Origin of the sequence: Paenibacillus sp. YIM B09110, assembly GCF_037167145.1 — a bacterium.
Taxonomy (GTDB): Bacteria; Bacillota; Bacilli; order Paenibacillales; family Paenibacillaceae; genus Pristimantibacillus.
Genome location: NZ_JBANSP010000001.1, coordinates 504,936 through 530,081 on the forward strand (window position 1 = coordinate 504,936; position 25,146 = coordinate 530,081).

Annotated in this window: 20 protein-coding genes; 5 read left to right on the plus strand and 15 right to left on the minus strand. The window is 50.9% G+C overall.

From position 1 onward, the window contains the following. The first annotated feature begins 14 nt into the window (after positions 1-14). The gene (locus tag V8F51_RS02215) at positions 15-1,778 is read left to right on the plus strand and encodes a glycoside hydrolase family 2 protein (protein ID WP_337098400.1); all 1,764 of its coding nucleotides are present in this window, start codon (positions 15-17) and stop codon (positions 1,776-1,778) included. A gap of 58 nt (positions 1,779-1,836) precedes the next feature. Here the strand turns inward: V8F51_RS02215 and V8F51_RS02220 are convergent, their stop codons facing one another. After that, positions 1,837-2,766, minus strand: a complete 930-nt coding sequence (locus tag V8F51_RS02220; protein WP_337098401.1) for a nucleoside hydrolase — start codon at positions 2,764-2,766, stop codon at positions 1,837-1,839. A 150-nt stretch (positions 2,767-2,916) separates the two neighbouring features. Here V8F51_RS02220 and V8F51_RS02225 point away from each other — a divergent pair, with 150 nt between their 5' ends. Next, positions 2,917-3,681, plus strand: a complete 765-nt coding sequence (locus V8F51_RS02225; protein ID WP_337098402.1) for a helix-turn-helix transcriptional regulator — start codon at positions 2,917-2,919, stop codon at positions 3,679-3,681. Positions 3,682-3,747: 66 nt separating this feature from the next. Here the strand turns inward: V8F51_RS02225 and V8F51_RS02230 are convergent, their stop codons facing one another. The 7 genes from V8F51_RS02230 to V8F51_RS02260 all read right to left on the minus strand — a co-directional run bounded on the left by V8F51_RS02230 (position 3,748) and on the right by V8F51_RS02260 (position 11,799). Then, positions 3,748-4,338, minus strand: coding sequence for a hypothetical protein (locus V8F51_RS02230; protein WP_337098403.1), 591 nt, complete (start codon positions 4,336-4,338; stop codon positions 3,748-3,750). Between the two features lie 52 nt (positions 4,339-4,390). Further along, a complete protein-coding gene (locus V8F51_RS02235; protein ID WP_337098404.1) occupies positions 4,391-5,623 on the minus strand; it encodes an MFS transporter in 1,233 nt (410 codons plus the stop codon). 24 nt (positions 5,624-5,647) lie between these two features. Beyond that, on the minus strand, positions 5,648-6,682 hold the full coding sequence (locus tag V8F51_RS02240; protein WP_337098405.1) for an ROK family transcriptional regulator: 1,035 nt from the start codon (positions 6,680-6,682) through the stop codon (positions 5,648-5,650). Positions 6,683-7,132: 450 nt separating this feature from the next. Beyond that, a complete protein-coding gene (gene rhaS / locus V8F51_RS02245) occupies positions 7,133-8,179 on the minus strand; it encodes a rhamnose ABC transporter substrate-binding protein (protein ID WP_337098406.1) in 1,047 nt (348 codons plus the stop codon). Between the two features lie 70 nt (positions 8,180-8,249). Next, a complete protein-coding gene (locus V8F51_RS02250) occupies positions 8,250-9,242 on the minus strand; it encodes an ABC transporter permease (protein ID WP_337098407.1) in 993 nt (330 codons plus the stop codon). A gap of 2 nt (positions 9,243-9,244) precedes the next feature. Further along, on the minus strand, positions 9,245-10,282 hold the full coding sequence (locus V8F51_RS02255; protein WP_337098408.1) for an ABC transporter permease: 1,038 nt from the start codon (positions 10,280-10,282) through the stop codon (positions 9,245-9,247). Beyond that, positions 10,279-11,799 carry a sugar ABC transporter ATP-binding protein gene (locus V8F51_RS02260; RefSeq protein ID WP_337098409.1) on the minus strand — a complete coding sequence of 507 codons (1,521 nt, stop codon included), beginning with the start codon at positions 11,797-11,799 and terminating at the stop codon, positions 10,279-10,281. Before V8F51_RS02260 ends, V8F51_RS02255 begins: the two co-directional genes overlap by 4 nt. A gap of 390 nt (positions 11,800-12,189) precedes the next feature. Here V8F51_RS02260 and V8F51_RS02265 point away from each other — a divergent pair, with 390 nt between their 5' ends. Then, on the plus strand, positions 12,190-12,321 hold the full coding sequence (locus V8F51_RS02265; RefSeq protein ID WP_337098410.1) for a hypothetical protein: 132 nt from the start codon (positions 12,190-12,192) through the stop codon (positions 12,319-12,321). On the opposite strand, the gene V8F51_RS02270 is transcribed toward V8F51_RS02265, so the two are convergent. The 7 genes from V8F51_RS02270 to V8F51_RS02300 all read right to left on the minus strand — a co-directional run bounded on the left by V8F51_RS02270 (position 12,309) and on the right by V8F51_RS02300 (position 21,453). Further along, positions 12,309-12,635, minus strand: coding sequence for an L-rhamnose mutarotase (locus V8F51_RS02270; protein WP_337098411.1), 327 nt, complete (start codon positions 12,633-12,635; stop codon positions 12,309-12,311). The two genes, V8F51_RS02265 and V8F51_RS02270, sit on opposite strands and share 13 nt — an antisense overlap. Next, positions 12,619-14,280: a response regulator gene (locus tag V8F51_RS02275; protein ID WP_337098412.1), complete on the minus strand. Its 1,662-nt coding sequence runs from the start codon at positions 14,278-14,280 to the stop codon at positions 12,619-12,621. Before V8F51_RS02275 ends, V8F51_RS02270 begins: the two co-directional genes overlap by 17 nt. Positions 14,281-14,290: 10 nt before the next feature. Next, positions 14,291-16,117 carry a cache domain-containing sensor histidine kinase gene (locus V8F51_RS02280; RefSeq protein WP_337098413.1) on the minus strand — a complete coding sequence of 609 codons (1,827 nt, stop codon included), beginning with the start codon at positions 16,115-16,117 and terminating at the stop codon, positions 14,291-14,293. A 4-nt stretch (positions 16,118-16,121) separates the two neighbouring features. Next, positions 16,122-17,156 carry a substrate-binding domain-containing protein gene (locus V8F51_RS02285; protein ID WP_337098414.1) on the minus strand — a complete coding sequence of 345 codons (1,035 nt, stop codon included), beginning with the start codon at positions 17,154-17,156 and terminating at the stop codon, positions 16,122-16,124. A 427-nt stretch (positions 17,157-17,583) separates the two neighbouring features. Beyond that, positions 17,584-19,578 carry a beta-galactosidase gene (locus tag V8F51_RS02290; protein WP_337098415.1) on the minus strand — a complete coding sequence of 665 codons (1,995 nt, stop codon included), beginning with the start codon at positions 19,576-19,578 and terminating at the stop codon, positions 17,584-17,586. 18 nt (positions 19,579-19,596) lie between these two features. Continuing rightward, entirely contained in the window at positions 19,597-20,475 is an 879-nt protein-coding gene (locus V8F51_RS02295; RefSeq protein WP_337098416.1) for a carbohydrate ABC transporter permease, read from the minus strand. Positions 20,476-20,493: 18 nt separating this feature from the next. Continuing rightward, positions 20,494-21,453, minus strand: coding sequence for an ABC transporter permease (locus V8F51_RS02300; protein WP_337098417.1), 960 nt, complete (start codon positions 21,451-21,453; stop codon positions 20,494-20,496). A gap of 156 nt (positions 21,454-21,609) precedes the next feature. Between V8F51_RS02300 and V8F51_RS02305 the strand changes: the two genes are divergently transcribed. Together V8F51_RS02305 and V8F51_RS02310 are read left to right on the plus strand one after the other, a co-directional pair. Continuing rightward, entirely contained in the window at positions 21,610-23,367 is a 1,758-nt protein-coding gene (locus V8F51_RS02305; RefSeq protein ID WP_337098419.1) for a sensor histidine kinase, read from the plus strand. After that, complete coding sequence (locus V8F51_RS02310; RefSeq protein ID WP_337098422.1) at positions 23,345-24,943, plus strand: response regulator transcription factor; 1,599 nt, start codon at positions 23,345-23,347, stop codon at positions 24,941-24,943. Before V8F51_RS02305 ends, V8F51_RS02310 begins: the two co-directional genes overlap by 23 nt. Positions 24,944-25,146: the final 203 nt, after the last annotated feature.

Consider the following 25,146-nt stretch of genomic DNA (forward strand, 5'->3'; position numbering starts at 1 on the left):
TGAGGAGGATTATGATGTCAGCAACCAATTATTCCATACCCCGACCCGAATATCCGCGACCGCAGATGGTCCGCTCCGAGTGGCTGAACTTGAACGGCGAATGGGAGTTTGAAATCGATCATGGCAAAAGCGGGAAACATCGCAATCTGTTCGAAGCTTCCGCGTTAAAGAACAAAATCATCGTTCCTTTCTGTCCGGAGAGCAAGCTGTCGGGCATCGAGAATAAGGACTTCATGCCTGCCGTCTGGTATCGCAAGGCAATCCAAGTTCCAACTGAATGGGAGGGCAACCGCATCCTGCTGCATTTTGGAGCGGTTGACTACGAAACCGAGGTTTGGGTGAACGGCAAATCCGCCGGCACGCATCGCGGCGGTTACGCCTCCTTTTCGCTGGAGATCACGCATCTGCTTCATGCCGGCACCAACGTATTGACCGTATGCGCAGAAGACGATGTGCGGTCCGGACTTCAGCCTCGCGGCAAGCAATCGAGCATGTATCATTCGCATGGATGCGACTATACGAGAACAACGGGAATCTGGCAGACCGTGTGGCTGGAGTCAGTGCCCCAGCAGTATATTCAGTCGTTCAAGCTGACTCCCGATGCCGACAATCAAGCACTGCATGTCGAAGGCGAATTCATCGGGGCCGATGGCCTCACCTTTGCTGTGGAAGCGCAATTCGGCGGCCAAACGGTAGGCAGGCAATCTGCTGTCGTGAATGGCAAACAAGGACGCTTAACGGTACAACTATCGGAAAGCCATTTATGGCAAATCGGTTCGCCGAACCTTTACGACCTTACGTTGTTAATCCAGCATAACGGCAAAACAATCGATGCGGTAACAAGCTATTTCGGCCTGCGCTCCGTGAAATGGGACAATAACGCGATCCTCATTAACGGCAAACCTGTATTCCAACGTTTGGTGCTGGACCAAGGTTTTTACCCGGAAGGGATTTATACAGCTCCTACGGATGAACATTTGAAGAGAGACATTGAATTGTCCATGAGCCTGGGCTTTAACGGCGCACGCCTTCACGAGAAAGTATTTGAAGCGCGCTTCTTGTATTGGGCCGACCAATTGGGTTACATCGTTTGGGGAGAGCATGCGAACTGGGGACTTGATATATCGACGGCAAAAGGGCTGCAGCAATTTTTGCCGGAGTGGATTGAAATTGTTAAACGCGACTATAACAGTCCCGCTCTCGTGGGCTGGTGCCCGTTCAATGAAACATGGGATGGTCCGCACGGAACCCGCCAAAATGACGAGGTGCTTCGCATCACTTATCAAGTGACGAAGTCGCTCGATGCTACTCGTCCGGTTATTGATACAAGCGGCAACTTCCATGTCGTTACCGATATATTCGACGTTCATGACTATGATCAGGATCCAATCGAATTTGCCAAGCATTACGAAACGATGCGGAGCGGCGGAGACCGGTATGTTACCTTCCCGGACCGCCAGAAATACGAAGGCCAGCCATACTTCGTGAGCGAGTACGGCGGCATTTGGTGGAATCCGGGTCAGACCGATCAGAAGAGCTGGGGCTATGGCAACCGTCCGCGTACGGAGGAGGAATTCCTTAGCCGTTATGAAGGCTTGACGCTGGCACTGTTGGAAAACCCTTATATTTGCGCTTTTTGCTATACGCAGCTTTATGATGTCGAGCAGGAAGTTAACGGCCTTCTCACTTACGAGCGTCAGCATAAATTCGATCCCGAGCTCATCCGCCGTATTAATGCCACGGTGGCCGCAATCGAGAAGCAGCCGGTTCGTACGTAGCGATAATAGACCTTCGAGGAAGGGCGGTACAGGTAAGCGCCTGCACCGCCCTTTCTCTTCATTTCCGGCTGGCCAGCTCCAGCTTCCTGAACAAATCGCTGAACACGGCATCGCGATCGATATAGGAGGCGTAGCGGATCAAATGTCTTGTCGTATCGAAACTCCAGCGATAGTCGTCCGATATGCGGGGACTCTGAATCAAGTGCGATGGAACCCACTCGGGTTGAACAAGCCAAGCGACGACGGAAATATCCCAGATCACCCTCGAGTAGCCGTAGTGATCTTCCTTGCAATTGAGATAGGTTTCGTAGAGGTACTCGCCGACTGCGCCGGACGGTCTTACATAATCCCTCACTTCCGATAACGTCGTCCGCAAGTTGGAAGCGACGCCCATGCACGGTATGACAACGAGCGGAACGCCGCAATCGAATACGATTCTGGATGCATGCAAGTCCTGCTGCAGGTTGAACTCTCTCGTATCCGGCCATTCCAGCGCATGTCCGCCAAGCCAGACGACAACGATTCTTTCGATGATGGACGGCTCTAGCAAAATCGCGCTGGCGATATTCGATATCGCCCCGATACCCACGACGTAGAGCGGATCACTCGGGTCGCAAGCCATCGCACGACGGACGAGATCATTCGCCGCATCGCTGATTACGGGCTTATGCGCCTCCGGCAGATAGCTGTCCGAGCCACGGTAGACGGGCACGTCTTCACGGTCCATCAACTTCAGGATGCGAATAATTTCATGATAGCTCTTCTCCATGCCGTCCTTTGGTCCCGTGGACAGGTCATTATAGAACGGAGCGGCATAAAGCGCTTGCAATTGTATCCGTTCAGGCGACAGCAAGGAATAGATGACCGCGAATTGGTCGTCGATTTCGTTGAACGTGTCGGTGTCGAGCACCATTTTCACCTTGCCGCTTGGCCATTCGAGCTTCCGTACTCGTTGTTCCGTAGATAAGTCGGGGAAATTTTTTTGCATCATTGCAACCTCCATTCGTATCATGAACGATCTCATCCAGCTATGGTATACTGATCTCATTCTACGAATATTTGGGCAACGGCAGTAGTATTAACAGGTTACGATCTATCACGAATTGGCTAATTCGGACGTAGACAGGAGAAACGATCTATGACAGTGTCGTTTGATTTTTTTTATCAGGCTATACGCGCCAAACAGGAGTTTATCGGACCGCATTACCATCCCTGTTATGAACTTGTTTATTATGTGAACGGACATGGAACAACGAGGATTGGCCAAGAGCAATATATCTTCTCCTCGGGAGATTACGCCATTATCGCTCCTTGCACGGTCCATGAGGAGCGCGCAACGTCGCAGCTGCATGTGATGTTCACCGGTCTTATTAGCAGCGATTCGCCGCCGCTTGTCGAGGGAGTATATCGTGATGCGCCGTCGAGACCCATCCTTCACTTGCTGCATAAACTCGACTTTGGGCTTCAAAACAAAAGAAGTATGTATAAGCAGATGTTAAATACGATAGCATCCGAGCTATTCATAGAGCTATTCCGCACGCATCCTTCCGAGGAAACGGATGATCGCGGAGATATTATACGTTACGCGCAAGCGTACATCGATGAATATTCACTGCAGAAGGTCGATCTGCAATCGCTGGCCGCGCAATACGGCTATAGCTATGACCGCTTCCGCCATCTCTTCAAGGAGAAGCTAGGCGTCTCGCCTACTCAATATATTCTGCTCCGCAGGCTGGAGCGTGCGAAGACGTTGCTGCTCCATTCCCCGCTTCAGGTGTCGGTCATCGCGATGGAATGCGGCTTTTCTACCGATGCGCAATTTTGCAGCTTATTCAAACGCGAGATCGGTGTCACGCCGGGGCAGTATCGAATGTTAGTCGAGCCGATAATCGTGAATTCTTGACCTGTCATAAAAAAAACCGCCCTTTAACAGGCGGCTGAATCAGCATATAAATATTAGCGTAAGCGGCTAACTGGTCACGTCAGATAACGGAACGATCGTCTCGGTATCACTCTCGATAATGACGACTTCTCTGATAGCCTTCGATTGCTCCTTATTAAGCTCGATCACGAACGTCCTTGGCCTTGCATCTGCCGTGCAATAGCTGCCTGTACTTACCAGCATGACAACGAGCGCCTGTCCGTCTGCGCGAAGCGAAACTTCGCCCGTCTCGTATGGGCAAGTTCCCGATTCGTGAACGCCGATGAAATAGGTATCGTTTTGGTCATGGTTCACTTCAGGCTGCTTCTCCTCGAACCTATAGTAGCTCCAAGCCTTCTCAAATTGCGTTTCATCTGTTGATTTCGTCGCCATATATTCGTAATGCGGCGCGATTTCTCTTCTTGATAAAACTTCTTGAAAGTTGGCAGGTAACACCTTCTCACTTGCGACGACCCTCGTTGCAACGCTTTTCCCTTCGATCGCCAGATTGTCTTCTTCCTGCTTCGGCTTCGGCTCATCCGATGGCAAGATCGATTCGTTATGATTCGATGCACAGCCCGCGAAGGTCAAAGCTGACAAGAGAAGAACAACGATACTTATCGTTCTGAATTTCAGCATGAAGCCACCCCCTGATTACAAAGACGACTTAGCAACAAATTATGTTTCATGCCTACGTGGTGATACTATTACGGTTATTCGCTCTAGCGTAGCGTTTCTTCTTCAGCATAACGTTCAACCGCTCCGAGAATAACAGCATCGCTAGAGCGCTGATGGCGATATATGCAGGGAAAATTCCGATTGTCGCGTATGCGGCCAGAAACCCGAGCAGCGGAGGCATGAAGGTACTTCCCGTATAGGCTACGGCCATTTGGTAGCCCATAATCGTCTGGGAATGCTTCTTCCCGAATCGTTCAGGCGTCTCGTGCAGCATGCATGGATAGATTGGCGCAAGACCGAGGCCTACGATCATAAATCCCGCAAGCGAGAACATCGTCGGAAGCGGCAGGAACATGAGCGCCGCACCGATTACAGCGGCTGTCTGCCCTACCCGGATGAGCATACGGTTACTTATCTTGAATGTGATGAAGCCGGTTATAAACCTGCCAATCGTGATGCCTGCGTAAAATAAAGAAACCCATTGCGCCGCCGATGCCGCGGTCATGTCCTTCACATTAACTAAAAAGCTGGCTCCCCATAGACCCATCGTTGATTCCACTGCGCAATAAAACAGGAAGGAAAGCAGTCCCAGCTTCACTCCCTTTACCTGCAGCGGCTTAACCGGAGCGTCGCCTTCTTCATTCTCCTCCGCCATTGCATGATCTGCTTCTTCATGAGACGCTTCAATACCGTCCTTGCCTGCGCGTTTCCACAATGGCAATGTAACAAAGAGGATGATTACGAGTACGAATTGAATGCCAGCAACCGTAAAGTACCCTTGTCTCCATTCATTCTGCCCAGCGATAAAGGGAGCCATAATGATTGGACCAAGCGTTGCCCCTACTCCCCAAAAGCAATGCAACCAGCTCATATGATGCGCCTTGTAATGGGCTGCTACGTAGTTGTTCAGCCCGGCGTCTACCGAACCTCCGCCTATTCCGAGCGGTATCGCGCACAGCATTAACCATACAAGCGATGGAGATACGGCGAAGCCAAGCAGGGCGCCAGCTGTCATGATGCAGCTGACAAGCGTTACTTTGCCCGTGCCGAATCGTCGCAGCACCGTCCCGCTAATAAGGCTGGACACGATCGTACATGCCGCTATGACCATAAAAATGAAGCCGGCCGTTTCAAGCGGCGCTCCAAACTCCTTCTGCATAATCGGCCATGATGCGCCGAGCAAGGAATCAGGCAATCCCAAGCTGATGAAAGCCAAATAAATAATGATCAAAAATATCGTAGCCATATTGTTTTCTTCTCCTGTTGTCTATTATCCTTTAGTTCTTGAAATCATAAGATCAAGTCCTAAGTGCTGCAAGCCGTACAAATAATCTTGCCGCCAATCGCTTGCCGCGAGCTTAGGGAGATGCTCCGCTGGAATAAATGCCGCGCTGCTTGCCGCAATGCGGCTAATCATCGCTTCATTTACTTCGTCATCGCAGAAAATGATCGCATGCGGGTTAAGAATCGCCGAGAACGCCGCAACAAGCCGACTAATCGCATCTAATCTTGCTGTTTCCCGCTCCTCTTCCGTCTCCAAGCCGCTCCCCTTATCCAAAGCTTGCAGGAAGTTGCTTTTATCATACTGAGGTACAAAGGATACTTCCCCCGAGAAATAGGAGCTGCCCCGCACCAGTTCGCCATTCATCATAATACCGGCACCAGGGCCGTTGTTGCCGAGGTACAAGTAGACCAAGGATGATCCCTCATCCTTCACTCCCCCATTATCGTTGTAACCAAGCACAGCCGCGTTCATATCGTTCTCTACGACGACCGGGATGGATAAACGATCCTCGAAATGCTTTTTCAGATCAAAATCCTGAAACTGCGTATAGCCGGGGATGTAAATAAGCCGGCCATTCCGCACCGAAGCCGGCACGCCGATGGACAGTGACTTAATTCGCGGCTCGCTGCGCACGATCTCCTCGATCCGGAGAGTCAGACTCTCGATATCAGCAAGCAGGAAGCTGGACGTTTGCCCCTGTTCCTTCACTTCGCCTATGCAGTTAAAGATCATGTAGTTCGTCTCTGTTCGTTCTAGAAAAATCGCCAGTCCAAGCATATGCTCCGGATTATACGCATATCGCTGCGCTCTTCTTCCGCCGCTGGAATCGTCAAGACCGACGGCCAGCAGCTCCCCGTCCCGCTCCATCTGGGTCAGAAACTTGCTGATGGTCGGAAAGCTTAATCGCAGCTTATCGCTCAGTTCTGCCTTTGTGGCACTTCCAAGCGCCAACAAAGTGGAGCGTATTCCGCGCAAAATCGTTTTCTTTGTCTCTTCTGGAGTCGCAAGCAACTCGTTCATATGGATCACCGCTTTCTATCACGACACTTATTAAACGCATTTAATAAGTTGTTGCCATCCTATCATAGCAGATCATATACGCTGAGGAAACCATTTTTTTGCAAGCTAATTTGCTGAACGAGCGTGGGATTGCAGCCCACCCAGCGGGCATCAACGTCGGGCACCGTTCGATAGTTGCATTTTGAGCAACTAATACATCGTTTTCGCATATATCGCCTCATTTAGTTTGATTTCAGGAAACTAATGAGGCGGTTTTAGCGTCCAGGGTACACTAAGGCTGATTAGTTTGACGAAACGCAACTAAATGCGACCTTGTCGGCAACCTTTCTATATTAGTTCGACGAAATGCAATTATACGCATCTTAGACATCCCCGCATGAAAAAAAACAGGCTGCCTCTGCAGCCTGTTCTTTGAAATATAGGAAAGTATATCGATTCATCTTGCTCCTATTAATAAACGGTTTTCCATTCCGCGATATTGCTTGCATCGAATTTGAACGGATCGCCAAGCATAATTTGCGTGCCGTCTCCGTCTTGTACGATTTCTTTCTCTCCTAGCTCGCCTGCGGTAACTTTCTCTCCGACTTTGCCCGTAATTTTGCCATTAACAAGACCGTCTGCCGCATAGCCAGCCAAGTAACCTACATCGATCGGATTCCACAGGTACATCCATTGGCAGATACCTGTCTCAATGTATTCCGCCATCTCGCTCGGCAGTCCAAGGCCAGTCAACTGTACCTTGCCTTTCAATCCTTTGTCCGTAAGCACTTTGCCTGCCGCTGCGATACCTACCGTCGTCGGCGCAATAATGCCCTTCAGGTTCGGGTACGACTTCAGCAGCGCTTCCGTCTCGGATACGCTCTTATCGCGCAGGTCGTCGCCGTAAGCTACCTTCACAAGCTTAACATCCGCGTACTTCGGATCTTCCAGTTCCTTCTTCATCCATTCGATCCATGTGTTCTGGTTCGTTGCTTGCGATGTCGCGCTCAAGATTGCGATCTCGCCTGAACCGCCTATCATCTCTACCACACCTTGAATGAGCGTGCGGCCAATACGTTCCGGATCGGCTTGATTGATATGGACGAGACGGCTCTTCGCGTTAACCGCGGAGTCGAGCGACAGCACTTTAATGCCGGCTTTCATCGCTTTCTCCAGCGCTGGCTGAAGCGCATCGGGATCGTTGCCGACAATGGCAATGGAATTCACTTTCTGCGAAATTAGCTCATCGATCATCGTAATCTGCGCTTCGGCAGTCGGCTGATCAGGCGCCTTCAAGATCGCTTCGTAGCCAAGCTCTTCAATCGCTTTCTTGTAGCCATCCATTTCTTTCTCGCCGTAAGGGTTGCCCGTATTTTTGAATATGATGGCATATTTCTGTTTGCCCCCTGCGCCTTCACCCTGGCCATTCGAAGAACCTTCGCCCGAGTTGTTGCTGCATGCTGCGATAAGAGTCATTAACATTACGGTAGCAACAATGATGGATAATACCTTCTTCACATTTGTTTCCTCCCTTTTTCTACTCTTATTATATATACAATCGGCTGCAATAGCCGAATCGTATCGCGGATCAAGTTGCCTTGCGGCTGGCGCCGACGCGCATCTTCAATTGCGGAATGGCAACCGCGACGATTAACAATAAGCCAAGAATAATAAGCAGCGACTGGGCCGATACGTTGACAAGTCCGAGCCCGTAACGAAGGAAGCCGATCAGGAACACGGCAAGTATCGCGCCGATCATCCTCCCTTTGCCTCCAGCCGTGCTTATCCCTCCTAGTACTACCATCGCAATCACTTCAAGCTCATAGCCGGTTGCAATATTGGGGCGAGTACTGCCCATGCGGGAGGTAAGGAACAAGGCGGTAACGGCAGCCATTAGTCCGGCCAAGGTGAATACGATAACCTTGATGCGGTCTACCGGAACACCGGAATACAGCGCGGCCGTCGGATTGTTGCCAATGGCGTATACTTTCCTGCCGAACGTTGTCTTGTGCAGCAAATAGGCGAATATAATAACGGCTGCCGCGAACGCAATAAGGATGAACGGGATGCCGCCGATATAATCCCAGCCAAGAAACTTGAACCATGACGGGAAGCTGCCCGACGCCTGGTCTTCGAGCAAAATATAGGCGATGCCGCGATAAATAATCATCGTTGCGAGCGTGACAATAACCGAGGAGAGCTCCTTGAATCTGACGATCAGCATGCCGTTAACCCAGCCGCACAGCGCGCCAACAGCTAGACAAATCAGTACTGCCAGCTCCATCGGAACGCCGTGGTTGTACAGATCGGCCATAATAACCGACGACAACGCCACGATCGAGCCGACGGAAATATCAATATCTCCCATCAAAATAATGAACACCATCGGCAGCACGATGAACGCTTTATCCAGAAAACCCATCGTCGCGTCGCGCAGATTGTTATAGTCGAGGAAGTATTCCGACAAGTTCATGTTCATAATGAATACGGCTATGATGATCAGAACAAGCAGCCACTCCCATTGGAGGAAAAAGCCCTTCAGAGAAAAATCTTTTTTGCTGGCTATCACTCGAGGTTCCATCGCTAGATTTTCCTCCTCATCAGGTTATTTCGGTCAAGCCCGCGCTTTACCATGGCGTTGATCAATACGGCGATCAGGATGATCGACCCTTGGATGAACATTTGCCAGAAGGGGGAGATGTTAATCATCGGCATCGCGTTATTCAGAATGCCAAGCAATATCGATCCAAGAATAATACCCGATATTTTGCCAACGCCTCCAGCGATGCTGACACCGCCAAGCACGCATGCGGCAATGACGCTAAGCTCATAGCCCGAAGCCGTATCCCCCTGAGCCGAAGCGAACTTGGATACCCAAAGTACGCCGGCAAGTCCAGAGAGTCCGCCCATGATCGTGTAGACAAGCCACAGGACTCGCCCCGTACGAATGCCGCTAATTACTGCCGAATCCGGATTGCTCCCGATCGCATAAATTCTTCTTCCCGTTCGCGTGTAGCTTACAAAATAGTAAGCAGCGATATAGATAACAATGGCGATGGCAATGAGGTTATTGATGCCAAGCAAGCTTCCTGTAGCGATCTCCTTGAAGCTGGCAGGCATTTGATGGGCACTGACCCACTTGCCGCCGCTCGTCTCAAAGGTTAAACCGCGGAATACGTTCATCATCCCAAGCGTCGCGATAATCGGAAGGATATTAACCCATGCTACTAGGAAACCTAGCACCATGCCGCATAAGAGCCCTACTCCAATACCGATTGCCAATACGAGCGCTGGATGCATATCCGGCATTTGCTTAACCGTAAGCGCAGCAACCATGCCCGATAAGGCAAGCGTTGCGCCGATTGAAAGGTCGATTCCGCGCGTAATGATGACGAGCATCATGCCTACAGACAGGATAGCGAGAATGGCCGTATTCGTTGCAATGTCGTTGATGTTCTCCCAAGTAAGGAAGCTTGGATTACGAAGCTGTACGGCAAGCGACATCAGAATAATGAAGAGGAGAAGGCCGAGCTCCCTGAACTTCGCAATCATAGCGCTTACGGATGTTTTCTCAGAAGGGGTTCCAGCAACGGGAGCGGCAGGCTGTGCGATTGTTTTCATGCGCTCGCCTCCTCGTCAGCCGTTCCGTCCATTGAGGCCGACAGAATCGCCTCCTGCGTCAAGCCCTCGCGGTCAAGCATAGCTGTAATGCGTCCTTCTCGCATAACCGCCACTCGGTCGCACATGCCGATGATTTCCGGCATTTCGGATGATACAAGAATGACCCCGTAACCCGAGCATGCGAGATCGCTGATCATTTCATAGATAGCCGACTTCGCGCCTACATCGACCCCTTTGGTCGGTTCATCAAGAATGAGCACGTCCAGCTCGGCATTCAATAGCTTGGCGAATACGACCTTCTGCTGATTGCCGCCCGAAAGAGAGCTGACCAGATCGAACACGCTCTTCGCCTTGACGTTCACCTTCTCCGCCAATCGCTTCGCCGACTCCAGCTCCTTGCGGAAATTGATCGCGCCCTGAGCCGCGAACTTCTCAAGCGTCGGCAGCGATACATTGCGTCCGATCCCCCATTGCAGGACGAGCCCTTGCTTCTGCCGATCCTCCGGCAAATAGCCGATGCCCTGGCGCATAGCTTCGCGCGGATTTCGAAGCTGCAGCGGCTTGCCTTTATACTGGATGCTGCCTTTGTCATGCTTCTCGATCCCGAATAGCGCTTGGCATACTTCCGTTCTCCCTGCGCCGACGAGCCCCGTCAAGCCGAGTATCTCTCCCCGACGAAGCGCGAAGGATACGTCAGCGTAATAGCCGGTTCTCCCAAGTCCCTCCACGCGCAGCAGCTCTTCGCCGAGCACGGCGTCCTTCTTCGGGAACAACTGCGAAATCTCTCTGCCTACCATAGCTATAATTAAGTCTTGATTCGAAATTTCGTCGACATTCCATGTGCCGATATATTTGGCATCCCGGAATACCGTCACTTTGCTGGCAAGACGATACATATCCTCGAAACGATGCGAAATGAAAATAATGGCCGCGCCCTTATCCCGCAGACGCTCCGTTATCCGATACAGCTCTTCGCTCTCGTTTTTCGTCAACGCCGCGGTCGGTTCGTCCATTATTATAATCTTCGCATCCACCGACAGCGCCTTCGCGATCTCGACAATCTGCTGCTCCGCAACGCTAAGCGCGCCCATCATCGTCTTAGGACTGAAGGCTGCGCCAAGCTCCCTCAGCAGCAGACCCGCTTCCTCATGCATTTCCTTCCATCGAATACGGCCCGTTCCACGCTGTACCCTCTCGTGGCCCATAAATATATTTTCGGTAACGCTTAGATCAGGGTAGCATGTAACATGCTGATAAATAGCCGCGATTCCCCGTTTCTGCGCATCCGTCGGGTGGTGAAACTCCACCTTCTCCCCGTCTAAGTACATCTCGCCGCCGTCAGGCGAATAGACGCCGGTTATCACTTTGATGAACGTTGACTTGCCCGCTCCGTTCTCCCCCATTAATGCGTGAATTTCACCCGGTCTCAGCTTGAAATAAACGTCATTAAGCGCCTTAACCCCAGGAAATACTTTCGTAATTCCACTCAGTTCAAGTACATATTCTGTATTCGCCATCCCCGGCTTACCCCCTCATGTCTGTCGTTACGCTTGGCACTCCGGCCCTTATGGCTACATCTTATCAGCAACAAAGGAAGGTCATAAGGTGACAATGCTCGGGTTGGGGGGAGAAGATTCGGGTTCTAAAACAGCCCTAGCTTACGGACTCACAGAACTCAATCGGCCATTATTCGGCCACCGCTTCATCGTTACGGACACGACAGACGCTAATTGCGCTAATTGAAGCGATTTCGCTGCCAAACACACCTGTTAAAGCCTTATGTGTCCGTAAGTACGATTAAATTCGCAAATCAAGCCTATAAGGGACTGTGGTGTCCGTTAGCAGTTAGGAGCAGCAGGAGAATTTCGTACACGGATCGATCCCATGATCTATAGGGAGTAACCCATATGGTGCAGCGTAGAATAAAAAAAAGACCTGAGCATCCGCAGCAAGCTTCATTCGCTTGCACGGGCGGCAGAGTCTCAGGTCTTACTCGTTTCACTCTCTATACGATTCTTATTACAACCTATTTCAAGTAAAACACTTCTCTCATCGGCTTGATCGGCTCTGCTTCATGGAAGTCGAATGATCCCTCGACCATAGTCGACGTAATCGCATTCCAGCGATTGCATGCCTCGCTCTCCGCGATGAGCCGGAACGCCTCTTCCACATCGTCGCATTCAAAGCAATAGAAAAACTGATTGCCGTTCTGGAAAATCGAATAATTGCGTATGCCTGCCCGGGAATGCTCGCTCATGATCTCCGGCCACGGGTCCAGATGCATCCTCACGTATTCCTCCAGACATTCCTCCTTGATCTTCCATGTCCATGCGAATTTATTGCTCGTCGTCATCTTTGACTGCTCCCTTCGGTTCATCATTGGTAGATTCTCTATATTGGGATGGGGTCATCCCAAGCTTGTGCTTGAACAGCTTGCTGAAATATTTGACGTCTTGATAGCCTACTCTGCCGCTAATATCATGCAGCTTAAGCCGAGTGTCCCGCAGCAGCTCTTTCGCATGATCCATGCGAAGCCGCGTGAGAAAATCGAGCACGGTCTCTCCGGTCTGCATCTTGAAGTATTCACTGAAGTAAGTCGGATTCATAAAGACGTGATCGGCAATTTTTTTTATCGTGATATCTTCGGCAACATGATCGGCGATCCAACGCTTAGCCTGATCGATCACCTTGACGTTGCTTGTCTGTCGCGACTTGATGATGTCATGAATGACCGATTCGGCCAAATGCCAGGTGCAAGACTTCAGCTCATGAAGGCTGGCTGCTCGCTTAATCATCTGAATCTCGTCCATAATCGCTGACGAATCGGGCATGCCCCTCGTATTCTCCAGCAGAGCCGAATGAATCAATATAACCGCATGGAGTACGGCCGCCTGGATACGGGAAGGACTCTCCATCATCTCTACCTGTTCAAAAAATTGCTTGCACGCTTTCAGCGCATCAGCCTCGTTAGCTTGATCAACCGCCCGCTTCAGCTTCTGAGAGAGAATGGCCGCTTCCTTGCCATGCTGATCGGCATCGCCTTCCTCGGACCGTTCGGCCGAATGGAAAATTTGGTTGCCGCCATACACATAGCGGTAGTTCATTCGCGCGAGAGATTGGCGCTTAGCCTCCGGAAGCAGATAAAGCTCCTCGATGGTCCGACCATAGGCGATCGATACCGTGAAGGGAGTATGCGATCGAATCGAGGTTCGTATTTGCTCTGCCAATTGATGAGCCGTTGCCTCCATCGCAACGTCAGACTGCTCCCCCTGAACGAGCACCCAAAAGTCTGATTCCCCGCCGAAGTAACACCAGCCTGTTCGACCCGAATGAGCCAGCTCCGTCTCAACGACCTCCGAAATAATATTTTCGAGGGCATAGAAGTACGCTTTCCAGTCACTGGACGTATACGCTCTCGTCTTGACGGGCAGCGTGTCCAGACGGACCAGCAGAAGAATATATTGACCGCTCGGGAACTCATCCACCCAGCAGCCCAGATTCGTCATGTTAATATCCGCCGACGTAATATAGCTTAAGGTCTGAATTTGACGTGTCTTCGCCAGTTTCTCCGTATCCCGCTCCAGTTCTCCTCTCGTCAAGGCATGATAGCGATCCCGTGTAATAATGTCGCGCAGCTCCAGCATCCGGTTGCGGAACTGCTCCCGGTCCAGCGGCTTCAATATATAGTCGAGCGCCCCTTCCCGCAGGGCGGACTGCAAGTATATGAAGTCGTCGAAGCCGCTTATGAGGATAGGATAGATCGGGTACAGCTTCTTCGCTTCCTTGATTAAAGTAAGGCCGTCCATCTCCGGCATCTTCACGTCGGTGATTAACAGATCGACCCCGCCTTCATGCTCCTGCAGAAGCTGCAGCGCCTCACGGCCGTCCCCCGCCGTAGCTACGACCTCCCAGCCTTCCCCGAGAGACTGAACATGGCGCTCGATCCCCCTCCGAATGCGAGGCTCGTCATCCACAATTAACGTTCTGATCGTTCTCATCGTTCACCTCTCACCCCGGAAGCTCATTCTGATCGTTCTCATAAGGCTGCGTGTTCATCGGTATACGTATGATGATTTCTGTTCCAAGCCCTTCTATACTATGCATTTGCAGACCGTATTCCGAACCATGCATCATCTTGATTCTCGCATTCACATTGCTTAAACCGAATTGCGAGCTCTTGTGCTGGAACGATTCGTTCTTCAGCAGCTTCTCCAGCTCCATGAGGCGCTCTGCCGATATGCCCGGTCCATTGTCTCGAATACGGAATACCATTTCTACATTGCCCGACTGCGCGCCGAACTCCTGTCCGATCGAAATTTGGATTTCGAGCTTTCTGCGCTTTTCCAGCCCGTGCTTGATCGCATTCTCTACAACCGGCTGAAGGATGAACTTGGGCGAATACAGGTTCTGCAAATCTCCTGCGCGCTGCTCGACGATCTCGAAGGCCAGCCGATCCTCGAATCGGAACTTCTGAATCGTCAAATAATCCTTCACATGCTGCACTTCTTCTGCAATCGTGACCGATCTGCTAAGGTTGCTGACGGAGAAGCGCAGCATGCGGCCAAGCAGCGTAACCATATCGACAACCGCTTCGGTCTCGCCCTCTTCCACGGCCATGCCGATCGTCTCCAGCGTATTGTACATAAAATGGGGATTGATCTGCGATTGCAGCGCGTACAATTCCGCTTCTTTTTGGCGAATTTCGATTTGGTAGTTTTTTTGAATCAAATCTCGTATCGTCGTAATCATCGAGTTCAAGCTCGTTGCGAGCGTACCGATCTCGTCCCTGCTTTGCAATTCGTAATTAACCTGGAACTTGCCCATCTCCACGTTTTTCATCATGCTGCTAAGCCGTTTAAGCGGCTGGATGAACTTCCACGAGAAATAGACGAAGACGACAGCAGTAAACAGGAAAATGCTGAGCAGGAGTACGGAGTTCCGCTTCTGGATCGCGTCCACCTTGCTCGTCAGCTTCTTTATCGGAAGGCTGTGCGCCAGAATAAGCCCGCGTGAGGACTGATTGAGACTGATCAATGACGGAGTGTCAGAAGCTTTCGTTCGGAAGCTTCCGTTCAGCAGCGGATAGGACTTTTTATTCATATCCACCGTTCCGATCAAATCAGGATTCGTATGATAGACGATCAAACCCGATTCGTTCATCAGCCACATCTTGCCTTCGCCTTCTTCATCGCTCTCGATGTTGCGGAAGATGCGGTCAATAAACGAAAGGTCGATAGCAATGAACATGCTTCCTAACATTTTGCGGTTATCGGTATCGAAGAGCTGCTTCTTAATCATGACGTACGGCATTTTATTGGCGAAGTGAAGCTTCACTTCCTCTTGCTGAATAAGCCGCCCTTGCCACTGCGTCGGTTCGGATCCGCTATAGCGCCTAAGCTGCCACTTCCAATCCTGCTCTTGAAAGACCCACTTGGAGCTATAATAGAGCTGATCGCCCGAGAGCACGTACACGCCGAGCACATCGGGGTTGCTGCCGTTCACGTACGTTTGGCTCAAATAATCATTCATATAGGAGGTGTCTCTTTCCAGCAGCGCCCTGTCCGATTTATCTTCACGCCTCAGTATCGCAAGCGCTTGCTCGGAGTCCGATATCCATTCCGAAAGCCCGCCGAGCTGCTGAATATGCTGTTCGATATCTTGGTTCGCCTGATTCAGAAACTTAGGCATATATTCACCGAGCGGATCTTGGACCGACTTGGCATAATGCGAAAACGAAAACAATCCAATCAGCGCAATAGGCACGACTGTCAGCAGCATGTAAGTGATTAGCAGCTTGGAGCTTAATCTCAGCTCGCGAATTCGAAATTTCCTCATCCTATTAAAAATCATATTGATTCACATTCTCCCGGGTAAAATCAATCGGCTCATCCATAATGACCGTATTGCCGAGCATGCGTATAGTACCGACACCCGGAACATCCTGACCGTCTGTCGGATATGTACCGCTTGCCAAACCATTGGCTAGCGCTACCGTAACATAACCCAACTTCTTGGGACTCCATAACGTCGCCGCCTGCACCGAACCGTCCCGCAAGTATTTGCTAATCACTGACGGTGAATAAAGTCCGGTTACTTTCACATGGCCGGCTTGGCCCGCTTGCTTAACCGCCTCTGCTGCAGCCGCTTCGTCCATCGAATAAAGATCGATAACGCCTCCTATGTCAGACTTGCTAGTCAGCACACCTTTGAGGTCTGCCGCAACCTCTACAAGCTCAAGCTTCATATCGGGATAGTACTCGTCAGCTTGCACTTCAATCCACTTGAGGAGCTCAGAGGATTTCGCATCGTTATGCATTCCGCTAATGACAACAAACTTCCCAGTCTCTCCCATTGCCTGTGCCATATTATCCATCAGATGTCTGCCCAGCGCCTCAGTGTCAACTTGATTCACGAAGAACTCCCGCCCCTTCAGCATCGTATCCGCATCCCATGTCACTACCCTTATTCCATGATTCTGAGCTTTCACAAGCACGGGGACAAGCTTCTCCGGGTCTATGGCTGAGATGGCGATGACATCAACTTCCTTCTTTATTAACTGCTCGACAACTTCAATCTGCTGCTGCGCAGTTGGGGGCTCTGGATGATCGAACGTTACTTCTACATTTAATTGCGTTGCCGCCTCCCTAGCCCCTTCTTCCGCATTGGCGAAATAAGGTCCGTTATTCCTGCCTACCATCGCAATGGTAAGCAGCCCTTGATGAAGGGCGACATCACTTGGTTCACTTGAGGCTTGATGATGCTGAGATTCCAGCGAATATACAACTTCATAGCCGCTAGCCGAATGCGCTGCGCAACTGGATGTCATAGCCATGACGACGAATAGTCCAATCAGCTGTAGGAGCCGGTATCTCATATTTCACTCCTCCCTCTTAAAGCTCCGTTTACATCTCAAAAATGTAAACGCTGTCATATGTATGAACACGTTTCCTTGTTATGTCTAATTATAAGAGCATGATCGAAGACGTAAAGCTTTTATTTGATTCGCAAAAAAAGACTCGCAGCGAAGAGGCTGCGAGTCTTGTCTAAGTTGATTGGATTTCATACAGGCTCTCCCCCATCTGATTGCACTTTCTGCAACAGATAGACGCTTAAGCCCCTTTCAGCTCGCGCTCATTGCACATTCTGCAACTGATTAACGCCAAAATGCCTCCTACACCGAGTAACTTTGCTTTTCAGTTGCAGAATGTGCAACCAAGGCTCGGCTTTCCAGTTACTTCGCCCCATTCTGCTGCACTTTTTGCAATGAAGACCTATTCCATAATTCCCCTGTATGCTTCAAATCAGAAACCCGTTTTCGGTATTTCTTTCGGACAGACCGAGCTTGGAGACAATTGGCCAATTCGTATATCGTACATCCTCTCATGCGTCCGCTGCATCGCTTCTACGAATGGGCGATATGGCTGCTGACAGCCGTCCACGACGCCGATCTGATAATTTTCGCCATCGAAGCGGCCTAGCACGGCCTGGTCGTTTAACTGAAAATAATGAACGCCAATCAATTCCGGTATGGAAGCGGCCTGCTCGACGAAATATTGATACGCCAGTCCTCGATCAGCCTGTGTCGGAACGGCACGAATACCGTATGCCAGCATGCCGGCATCCGCCGCGCCGAAGTGGAATTCGCCAATCATAAGCGGCTTATTCAGCTTACTGCCGATACGCTCGATGAACGCCCGATCCGGTTCGAATTGATAGCAATTAATCGAGAACACGTCGAACGCCTCGCATCCTTCCAATATATCGTCGCTCCCGACCCAAGCATAGCGCATGCCAAGGTTCAAATGATGCGGGTCGACTTGCTTGCAATGCTTGGCCGGCACCTCCACGTATCGCCGAATCATTAGACGATTGAATGCCGCGAAATCCGCATCGCGAATAGTGCTGTCAGGCAACGAGTCCATGTTTACGCCGTCGTACAACTGCTCGAAATTCCCGAAGCTGCTGCCCCATGCCGTGTTCAATTCAGCGATAATAGCATTGTATTTCTCCTTCACCCACTCTACGAAGCGTTCTTTGCTCAGGAATCGGAGGGGCGATCTGAGCATTTGCTTCGTTAGATTTAATCCATCAACGAACGCCCACTGCGGCTCGTTCCGCATGAAGTAACCAATAAGCCTGCGATCGTCCCGCATTCCTATTAACTGATTAGAGAACAACGCCGCATTGGCATCGTACTCCGGATCGAATACATCCGGGAAGTCCCGGAATATCGTCTTCGCCGTTGAAGGAAAACGTTCCATTGGATACACATAAGGCAGCTCCGAGCTGCGAATATACTCGGTGCTAGACCAGTTGCCGATCGTATTCATCCCCCACGTTTTCATCCGATATTCCGTCAGGTCAGTCCATCTGTCCCGCCACTGTGCGCCGAACGCTCGAATCAAATTGGCGATACCGAAGCTGTATCCGCGGCCGGACCATGCGTCGCGGAACTCCCCGTCGCGGGTCGGGAGATCCGGCAGGAGATGCTCCATGCCGGCCACGCATGCCGTTTCCGCTGGATGGATGCAATCCATCCCTGCGCTGAACAGCGCATAGCCGTCTGGATCGACGAACCACCACTGCTCTCCGTCATGCTCCGTTCGAAAAAATCCGGATGCTTCGAATCGCAGTTTCTTCCAACCGCCGTAAGGCGAAAGATTCGTGCGAAGCGCAGATTCTTCCCTTGATTGCGATGTTTCCCATTCCTCTCTTAACGCGCGAATGAGCTGCTCCTCGCTTTGCATCTTCCCTTCCCATTCCTTACCCAGCAGTTGCCCCAGTTCATCAATATAAGGCGAAGGTTCATATGCAATCGGCTCAACGGCTTGACGCAACGTTAAACCGGATATTTCCACCTTTCGCGGCGTAACGGATGGAATCGTCGATAACGCGAATCGGACGATTCGGCTTCGGTCGACGAACGCATCCCCGCGCAGCACCGATTGCATAATTCCAGGTGAACGTTCCAGGAACAGCTTCTCGCCGTTCAGCGCCGACAACGGCAGCGCTATTCTCGTTGTTACCCGCGGCAGTATTCCGTAATGAACGGTAATCCATTTGCCGGATGCATCCTCGAATGTGAACAATAAGACGAGAACGTCATGAGATTCATGGTAGACGTCTGCAGCCAAATACGCATATTCCTCCCACGCATTGGCGGGACAAGCCGACGCATCCAAATGCAAAGCGCCGCCATTTCGCGACGTTTGGATTCGAAACCCGCTCTCGCCCGTCATTTCCATAACCGTGCCTGATTCCGGACGAAACGCCTCTATCGGAATTTGAAAGTCCATTAGCGATCAGCTCCTTGTCTATTCTTTAACAGCGCCGAGCACGATGCCTTTGACGAAATATTTTTGCAGGAACGGATAAACAAGCAGAATCGGCAGCGCTCCGATAAAGATTTGCGCCGCCTTCACCGTTCGCTGCGACAGGTTCTCCATATCCTGCGGATTGATGCTCATTTTGCTGAAGTCCTGCTGGACCACGACGGTTTGCAGGAAAGTCGCGAGCGGGTATTTTTTCGTATCCATCATATAGATCAGACCGTCGAACCACGAATTCCAATGCCCGACCAGCGTGAACAAAGTAATCGTCGCGAGCGCAGGCATCGACACGGGCAGGTGAATGCTGAACAAGATCCGGAACAGACCTGCTCCGTCGATCAGTGCGGCCTCCTCCAATTCGGCAGGTATCGTTCGGAAGAAGTTCATAAGCAAAATCATATTGTATACGCTAAGTGCCGACGGCAATATAAGCGCCCAAATCGTGTTGATGAGATGCAGCTCGGTAACGAGAATATAACCAGGAACCAAACCGCCCGAGAAAAGCATCGTGAATACGAAAAACCACATGTAGACGTTGCGGCTCTTGAACGCCGTATTGCGCTTGGAGAGCGCATAACCGGCAAATACGATAACCGCCATGCCGACTGCAGTCCCGAGTACAGTCCGATATAGGGAATAAAACAATGCTCGAATGAAAGCCGGATTATTGATCGTTTTCTCGTAAGACTCCAACGTGAAGTCTACCGGCCATAGATTGATGATATTCGCCGTTGCCGCCGACTTCCCGCTGAACGATACGGCTAGCACATGCATAAGCGGCAGGATGCACAGCAACGATAACGCGATCAGGAAGAGATGATTGAAGATGCTGAACATTCGATATCCGGTAGATTTGTGATACATTCGCTCTCTCCTCTTTCTTTAGAAAATCCGGTAGTTGCCGAACCGGTAAGCTAATCGGTACGAGACGATAATCAGAACGAAGCTGATGATCGATTTGAACAGTCCGACTGCCGTCGCGAAGCTGAAGTCTCCTTTAAGCATCGCCGATCGGTAGACAAACGTGTCGATGACATCGCCTTTACTGTATACGAGCGGATTATAAAGGTTGAATATTTGGTCGAAGCCGGCGTTAAGCACATTTCCCAGTTGAAGCGTGGCCACGACGACGATAATCGGCAGCATGACAGGAAGCGTTACATGGATCGTTTGCTGGAATCTCGTTGCTCCGTCTACTTCCGCCGCCTCGTACAGAGCCGGATTTACGCCTGCGATTGCTGCCAAATAAATGATCATCGCGAAACCGAATTCTTTCCAAATATCGCTGACTACAATGATGAATCGGAACCAATCGCCATCTCCAAGGAAGAAGATCGGCGCCATGCCGAACCAGTCTGTCAGCATCCGATTCACCAAACCGCCCTTGACCGACAACAGATCGATCAAGATGCCGCCTAGAATAACCCATGACAAGAAGTGCGGCAGGTAAACAAGCGTTTGGATGCTGCGCTTGATTCCGACCTTGCGAACCTCGTTGAGCAGCAAGGCGATACCGATCGGTACGAACAACCCGAATACGATCTTAAGTATGGAAATAATAAGCGTGTTCCAGATCACTTGCACGGACTCTTCGAACATAAATAAGGACTCGAAATGCTTGAATCCTACCCAATCCGACTTAAAGAAACCTAGCCATGGCTTATAGTCCTGAAAGGCCATTACGAGCCCGAATATAGGAAAATAATGAAAGACGATCGCGATAACCGTAGCCGGCAAGATGAGCAAATGCAGCGGCCATGTTTTCTTAAGTCCCCTTAACCATTTCGACTCCCTACTGATCGCGGAAGGCGTTGCCGCCTGCTTTCCAATCCCGCTTTCCATGCGTATTTCCCCTCTCTGAATTTCCCATGATTGCGCATTCATCCGCTTCTGCTACTATTATATCAACGGGTCTGGAAGCGACCTATGATAAGGTCTTAACATCTATAACCACTCTCATAACCTCTTTGGTTAAATCCGAAATAGGCGGTGCCCTACGTGATAAAATATAAAATATTTCAAAAGCTGCTCATCATGCTTGCGCTGCTTCTTATTCCCGCAACTCTATTGTTTGCCTATGCGAATGAAGCAAGTAAACAAGTAGTCAAGCATACGCTCGAGGAATCGGCGGCCAAGCAGTTGGAATTCACCATGGGGCAGCTTGAACAGTCGCTCCGCCAGCTTGAAACCCAGACGCTAATGCTTGTCAATGATTCCACGATCAGAGGTTATGCCAGCTCATCGGATTTCCCGGAATATTTGAACCACCTGTTCATGCGCAAAACGATCGAGGAAAAGCTGGTGCTGCAAAGCCAGGCCGAGCCTCTCATTTCTGAACTAACCGTGCACTGGCCGTCCATTGAGGAATCGATCACATCGGAAGGCACATTGCCGTATAATTACGAGCAGCTCGCCAACAAGCCGATGAACCGGTGGATCGTAGACAACAACGAGGGCTTGCTTTCATTCCGCTTATTGTTCTCCTTCCCGGCGATCGCGGCGCCCGATCTAAGCAATACCGTATCAGTGGTCGAGACTGCGATATCAAGCCGTTATTTGACCTCCGTGTTGAGCGGGCTTGACGCATCCGGCAACGGCACGTCGTTTTTCTATTTCCCTGGCGCGGACATTATTCGGAGCAGCAACGTTGATATGGATTTGGCCATGCAATTAATCGAACAAGGCGAGCTCGATACCTCCGCAATCACTCATCCGAAGCTTTCCGTTATGGGGGCGGACGGCGAGCAATATTTGGTTCAATACGTGTTCAGCACTTCGCTCGGCGGTACGCTCGTCAGTTACATTCGGCTGGACGAGTTTCTTGGGCCGCTGCAAAAAGTGAACTGGCTTGTCAATGGAAGCCTCGCCTTCCTTGCCGTAGCGGGCATCATGATCTCTTATTTGTTTTACAGCCATTTCCGCAAGCCGTTCGGCTATCTGGTACGGAAGCTCGAAGCGCTCGGCTCCGGCGATTATGCCAGCAGAGCCACGGTAAGGACGAACAATGAATTCGACTATTTGTTCGAGCGGTTCAACGAGATGGCATCGCGCATTCAAGCGCTGATCGAAAACGTGTACGAGGAGAAGGTCCGGACGCGGGAAGCCGAATACAAGCATTTGCAGTCCCAGATCAATCCCCATTTTCTGTATAATTGCTTGTTCTACATCGTGAGCATGGCGAACAAATCGCCCGCGGCCGTCATTTCGATGGCCAAGAACTTGTCCGAGTTCTACAGGTATATCACCCGCAAGGCAGGATCGATAACGACGCTTGAGGACGAAATCCGGCTCATCGAAAGCTATTTGGAGGTGCAGTCGCTTCGCAACAAGCGGCTGTCTTACGAAATCGATATCCCTTCCGCCATGCTTAACCTTTCCGTGCCGACCCTTCTGCTGCAGCCGATCGTCGAGAACGCGATCGTGCATGGCATCGAACAGAAACGGACGTCAGGAAGAGTTCATATCGAAGGCATTGCGCGCGGCGATCAGTACTTGATTCACGTCGACGACGACGGTCATGGGCTGCCGGGAGAGAAGCTTCAGTCGCTTGTCGATAACGTTCACGGCAGCAATGTTGCCGGCGATGGAATGGGCTGCGGACTAAGCAATGTCCATAACCGGCTAATAAACCGATACGGCGGCCATTCCGGATTAACTTTCTCGGTCAACGAATGGGGCGGGTTACGGGTTACGCTTCATCTACAACTATCGCATAGGGAGCTGGGTCATAGAGATGAACGTCTTATTAGTGGATGACGAGGATTATGTGCTTGATTTTTTGGAGGAGCAGATCCCTTGGTCACGAATTGGCGATATAACCATATATAAGGCCGGTTCGGCCGATGAGGCTCTCAAGATTGCCCGGAACACAGAGCTGCAAATCGTCGTAACCGATATTAAAATGCCGGAGACGAGCGGATTGGAGCTGCTCGCCGTACTGCGCGAAGGCTATCCTGACCTTAAGGTTGTGCTGTTATCCGGCTATTCCGAGTTCGAGTATGCCCGGAAAGCGCTGCAGCATGGGGCTGCCGATTATTTGCTTAAGCCCGTGACCGAGGATGAAGTCGTCTCCTGCTTGCAGAAGGTTCTCGTCCTCATAGACGAGGAGAAGAGGCAAAGCGAGCACTTATCGGCGGCTAACGACATGTTGAAGCTGGGCATTCACCGCATGCGCGAGCATTTGCTGCTTGATCTGCTGCTGGGCCGCAAATACGGACCGGATGAGATGCAGCGGCATCTGCATGCCCTTCAGTTGCCAATCGGACCGGATGAGGAGTGCGCGCTTGCGTTGATTCGAATCGAAACGGGAAGCGAGGAGGCAACGCGCGAGGACTTCGAGCTGTTCAGCTACGGCTTGCTCAATATGGCGGAGGAAATTTTATATGGCAAAATAAACGACATTCCGTCCCTTTGGTCATGTAAGGATTCCTATCGGTTCGTTGTCATGCTGCTTCCCGTCCAGCCATTCGGTTCACTTGAGCATCTGCATCAACGTACCTGCGACCTGCAGCAGGCCGTTCTGCAATACATGAAACGGCCCGTTTCCATCCTGCTCACGAGCGCTTTTCCCTACCGGCACGAGCTGTATCGTCAATACCTGCTGGCACTTAACGGCTTCGGCCGTTCTATTGGAACGCGCAGCGGCGTCATGCGGACACTCGATCAAGATGAGCCGCGGAAGGAGCTGAAGCCGCTCGTGCAGCTTCATCAGTCGCCTACCATCCAGCAGTTGATGGAAACCGGGCGCTGGGAGGAGGTGAACGGCAAGCTGGAGCTTATTATGGCGGAATTGAACAGTCCCACTTGCCAATCGCAGCAGCAACTTATGGAGATCGTCTATTACTTGTTCAGCAGCTTCTCATACATTGCGCACAAACAGGGAGATTCCTTCGCCGACCTTGTCGGCCATCCCCTGCAGCCCGAATCGTTTTATTTCAAATCGACGGAGGCGATCATGGAATGGGCGCTGTCGATCATCGACCAGTTCAAGCGTTCGCTGCAGGAATCAACGCCTAACCGCAACCATATTATTCGCCAGATCCATGAGTATATCGCGCTTCATCTGCACGAGGACGTCTCTCTCACAAGGGTCAGCGAGCATGTCTATCTGCATCCCGTCTACTTGTCCCGATTGTACAAGAAGGAAACCGGCGAAAGCTTGTCTACTTATATCCTGCGCGTTCGAATGGAGAAAGCCGCGGAGCTGCTCATGGGCACGAACAAAAAAGTTTCCGATATCGCCAAGGAAATCGGTTATCAGAAAACGCAATATTTCATCCATATTTTCAAAGAATTCCATCAGCTTACGCCTCAGAACTTCCGCAATCGGTAATATGCATATTGCTCATACCATCCACCACATGTAGCGCTAAGAGCTATGTTGGATTTTCGCAGTAACTTCGAGTCTAAATAGCCGGTTTAAGGTGTTATGTTGGAATTCCTCCAAGGCCCCCTAATTAAACTGGAGTCTCCCTATCCAAATAAATTAAAATAAGGACAAGGGAGATGATTCGGTATGGGTGGTAAGAGGTTGAA

Bases quoted from the DNA above. Each gene is read 5' to 3' on its own strand.
- V8F51_RS02250 (WP_337098407.1), bottom strand. From the start codon at position 9,242: ATGGAACCTCGAGTGATAGCCAGCAAAAAAGATTTTTCTCTGAAGGGC.
- V8F51_RS02225 (WP_337098402.1), top strand. From the start codon at position 2,917: ATGACAGTGTCGTTTGATTTTTTTTATCAGGCTATACGCGCCAAACAG.
- V8F51_RS02215 (WP_337098400.1), top strand. From the start codon at position 15: ATGTCAGCAACCAATTATTCCATACCCCGACCCGAATATCCGCGACCG.
- V8F51_RS02270 (WP_337098411.1), bottom strand. From the start codon at position 12,635: ATGACGACGAGCAATAAATTCGCATGGACATGGAAGATCAAGGAGGAA.
- V8F51_RS02285 (WP_337098414.1), bottom strand. From the start codon at position 17,156: ATGAGATACCGGCTCCTACAGCTGATTGGACTATTCGTCGTCATGGCT.
- V8F51_RS02275 (WP_337098412.1), bottom strand. From the start codon at position 14,280: ATGAGAACGATCAGAACGTTAATTGTGGATGACGAGCCTCGCATTCGG.
- V8F51_RS02295 (WP_337098416.1), bottom strand. From the start codon at position 20,475: ATGTATCACAAATCTACCGGATATCGAATGTTCAGCATCTTCAATCAT.
- V8F51_RS02280 (WP_337098413.1), bottom strand. From the start codon at position 16,117: ATGAGGAAATTTCGAATTCGCGAGCTGAGATTAAGCTCCAAGCTGCTA.
- V8F51_RS02310 (WP_337098422.1), top strand. From the start codon at position 23,345: ATGAACGTCTTATTAGTGGATGACGAGGATTATGTGCTTGATTTTTTG.
- V8F51_RS02290 (WP_337098415.1), bottom strand. From the start codon at position 19,578: ATGGACTTTCAAATTCCGATAGAGGCGTTTCGTCCGGAATCAGGCACG.
- V8F51_RS02220 (WP_337098401.1), bottom strand. From the start codon at position 2,766: ATGCAAAAAAATTTCCCCGACTTATCTACGGAACAACGAGTACGGAAG.
- V8F51_RS02265 (WP_337098410.1), top strand. From the start codon at position 12,190: ATGGTGCAGCGTAGAATAAAAAAAAGACCTGAGCATCCGCAGCAAGCT.
- V8F51_RS02300 (WP_337098417.1), bottom strand. From the start codon at position 21,453: ATGGAAAGCGGGATTGGAAAGCAGGCGGCAACGCCTTCCGCGATCAGT.
- V8F51_RS02230 (WP_337098403.1), bottom strand. From the start codon at position 4,338: ATGCTGAAATTCAGAACGATAAGTATCGTTGTTCTTCTCTTGTCAGCT.
- V8F51_RS02235 (WP_337098404.1), bottom strand. From the start codon at position 5,623: ATGGCTACGATATTTTTGATCATTATTTATTTGGCTTTCATCAGCTTG.
- V8F51_RS02240 (WP_337098405.1), bottom strand. From the start codon at position 6,682: ATGAACGAGTTGCTTGCGACTCCAGAAGAGACAAAGAAAACGATTTTG.
- V8F51_RS02255 (WP_337098408.1), bottom strand. From the start codon at position 10,282: ATGAAAACAATCGCACAGCCTGCCGCTCCCGTTGCTGGAACCCCTTCT.
- V8F51_RS02260 (WP_337098409.1), bottom strand. From the start codon at position 11,799: ATGGCGAATACAGAATATGTACTTGAACTGAGTGGAATTACGAAAGTA.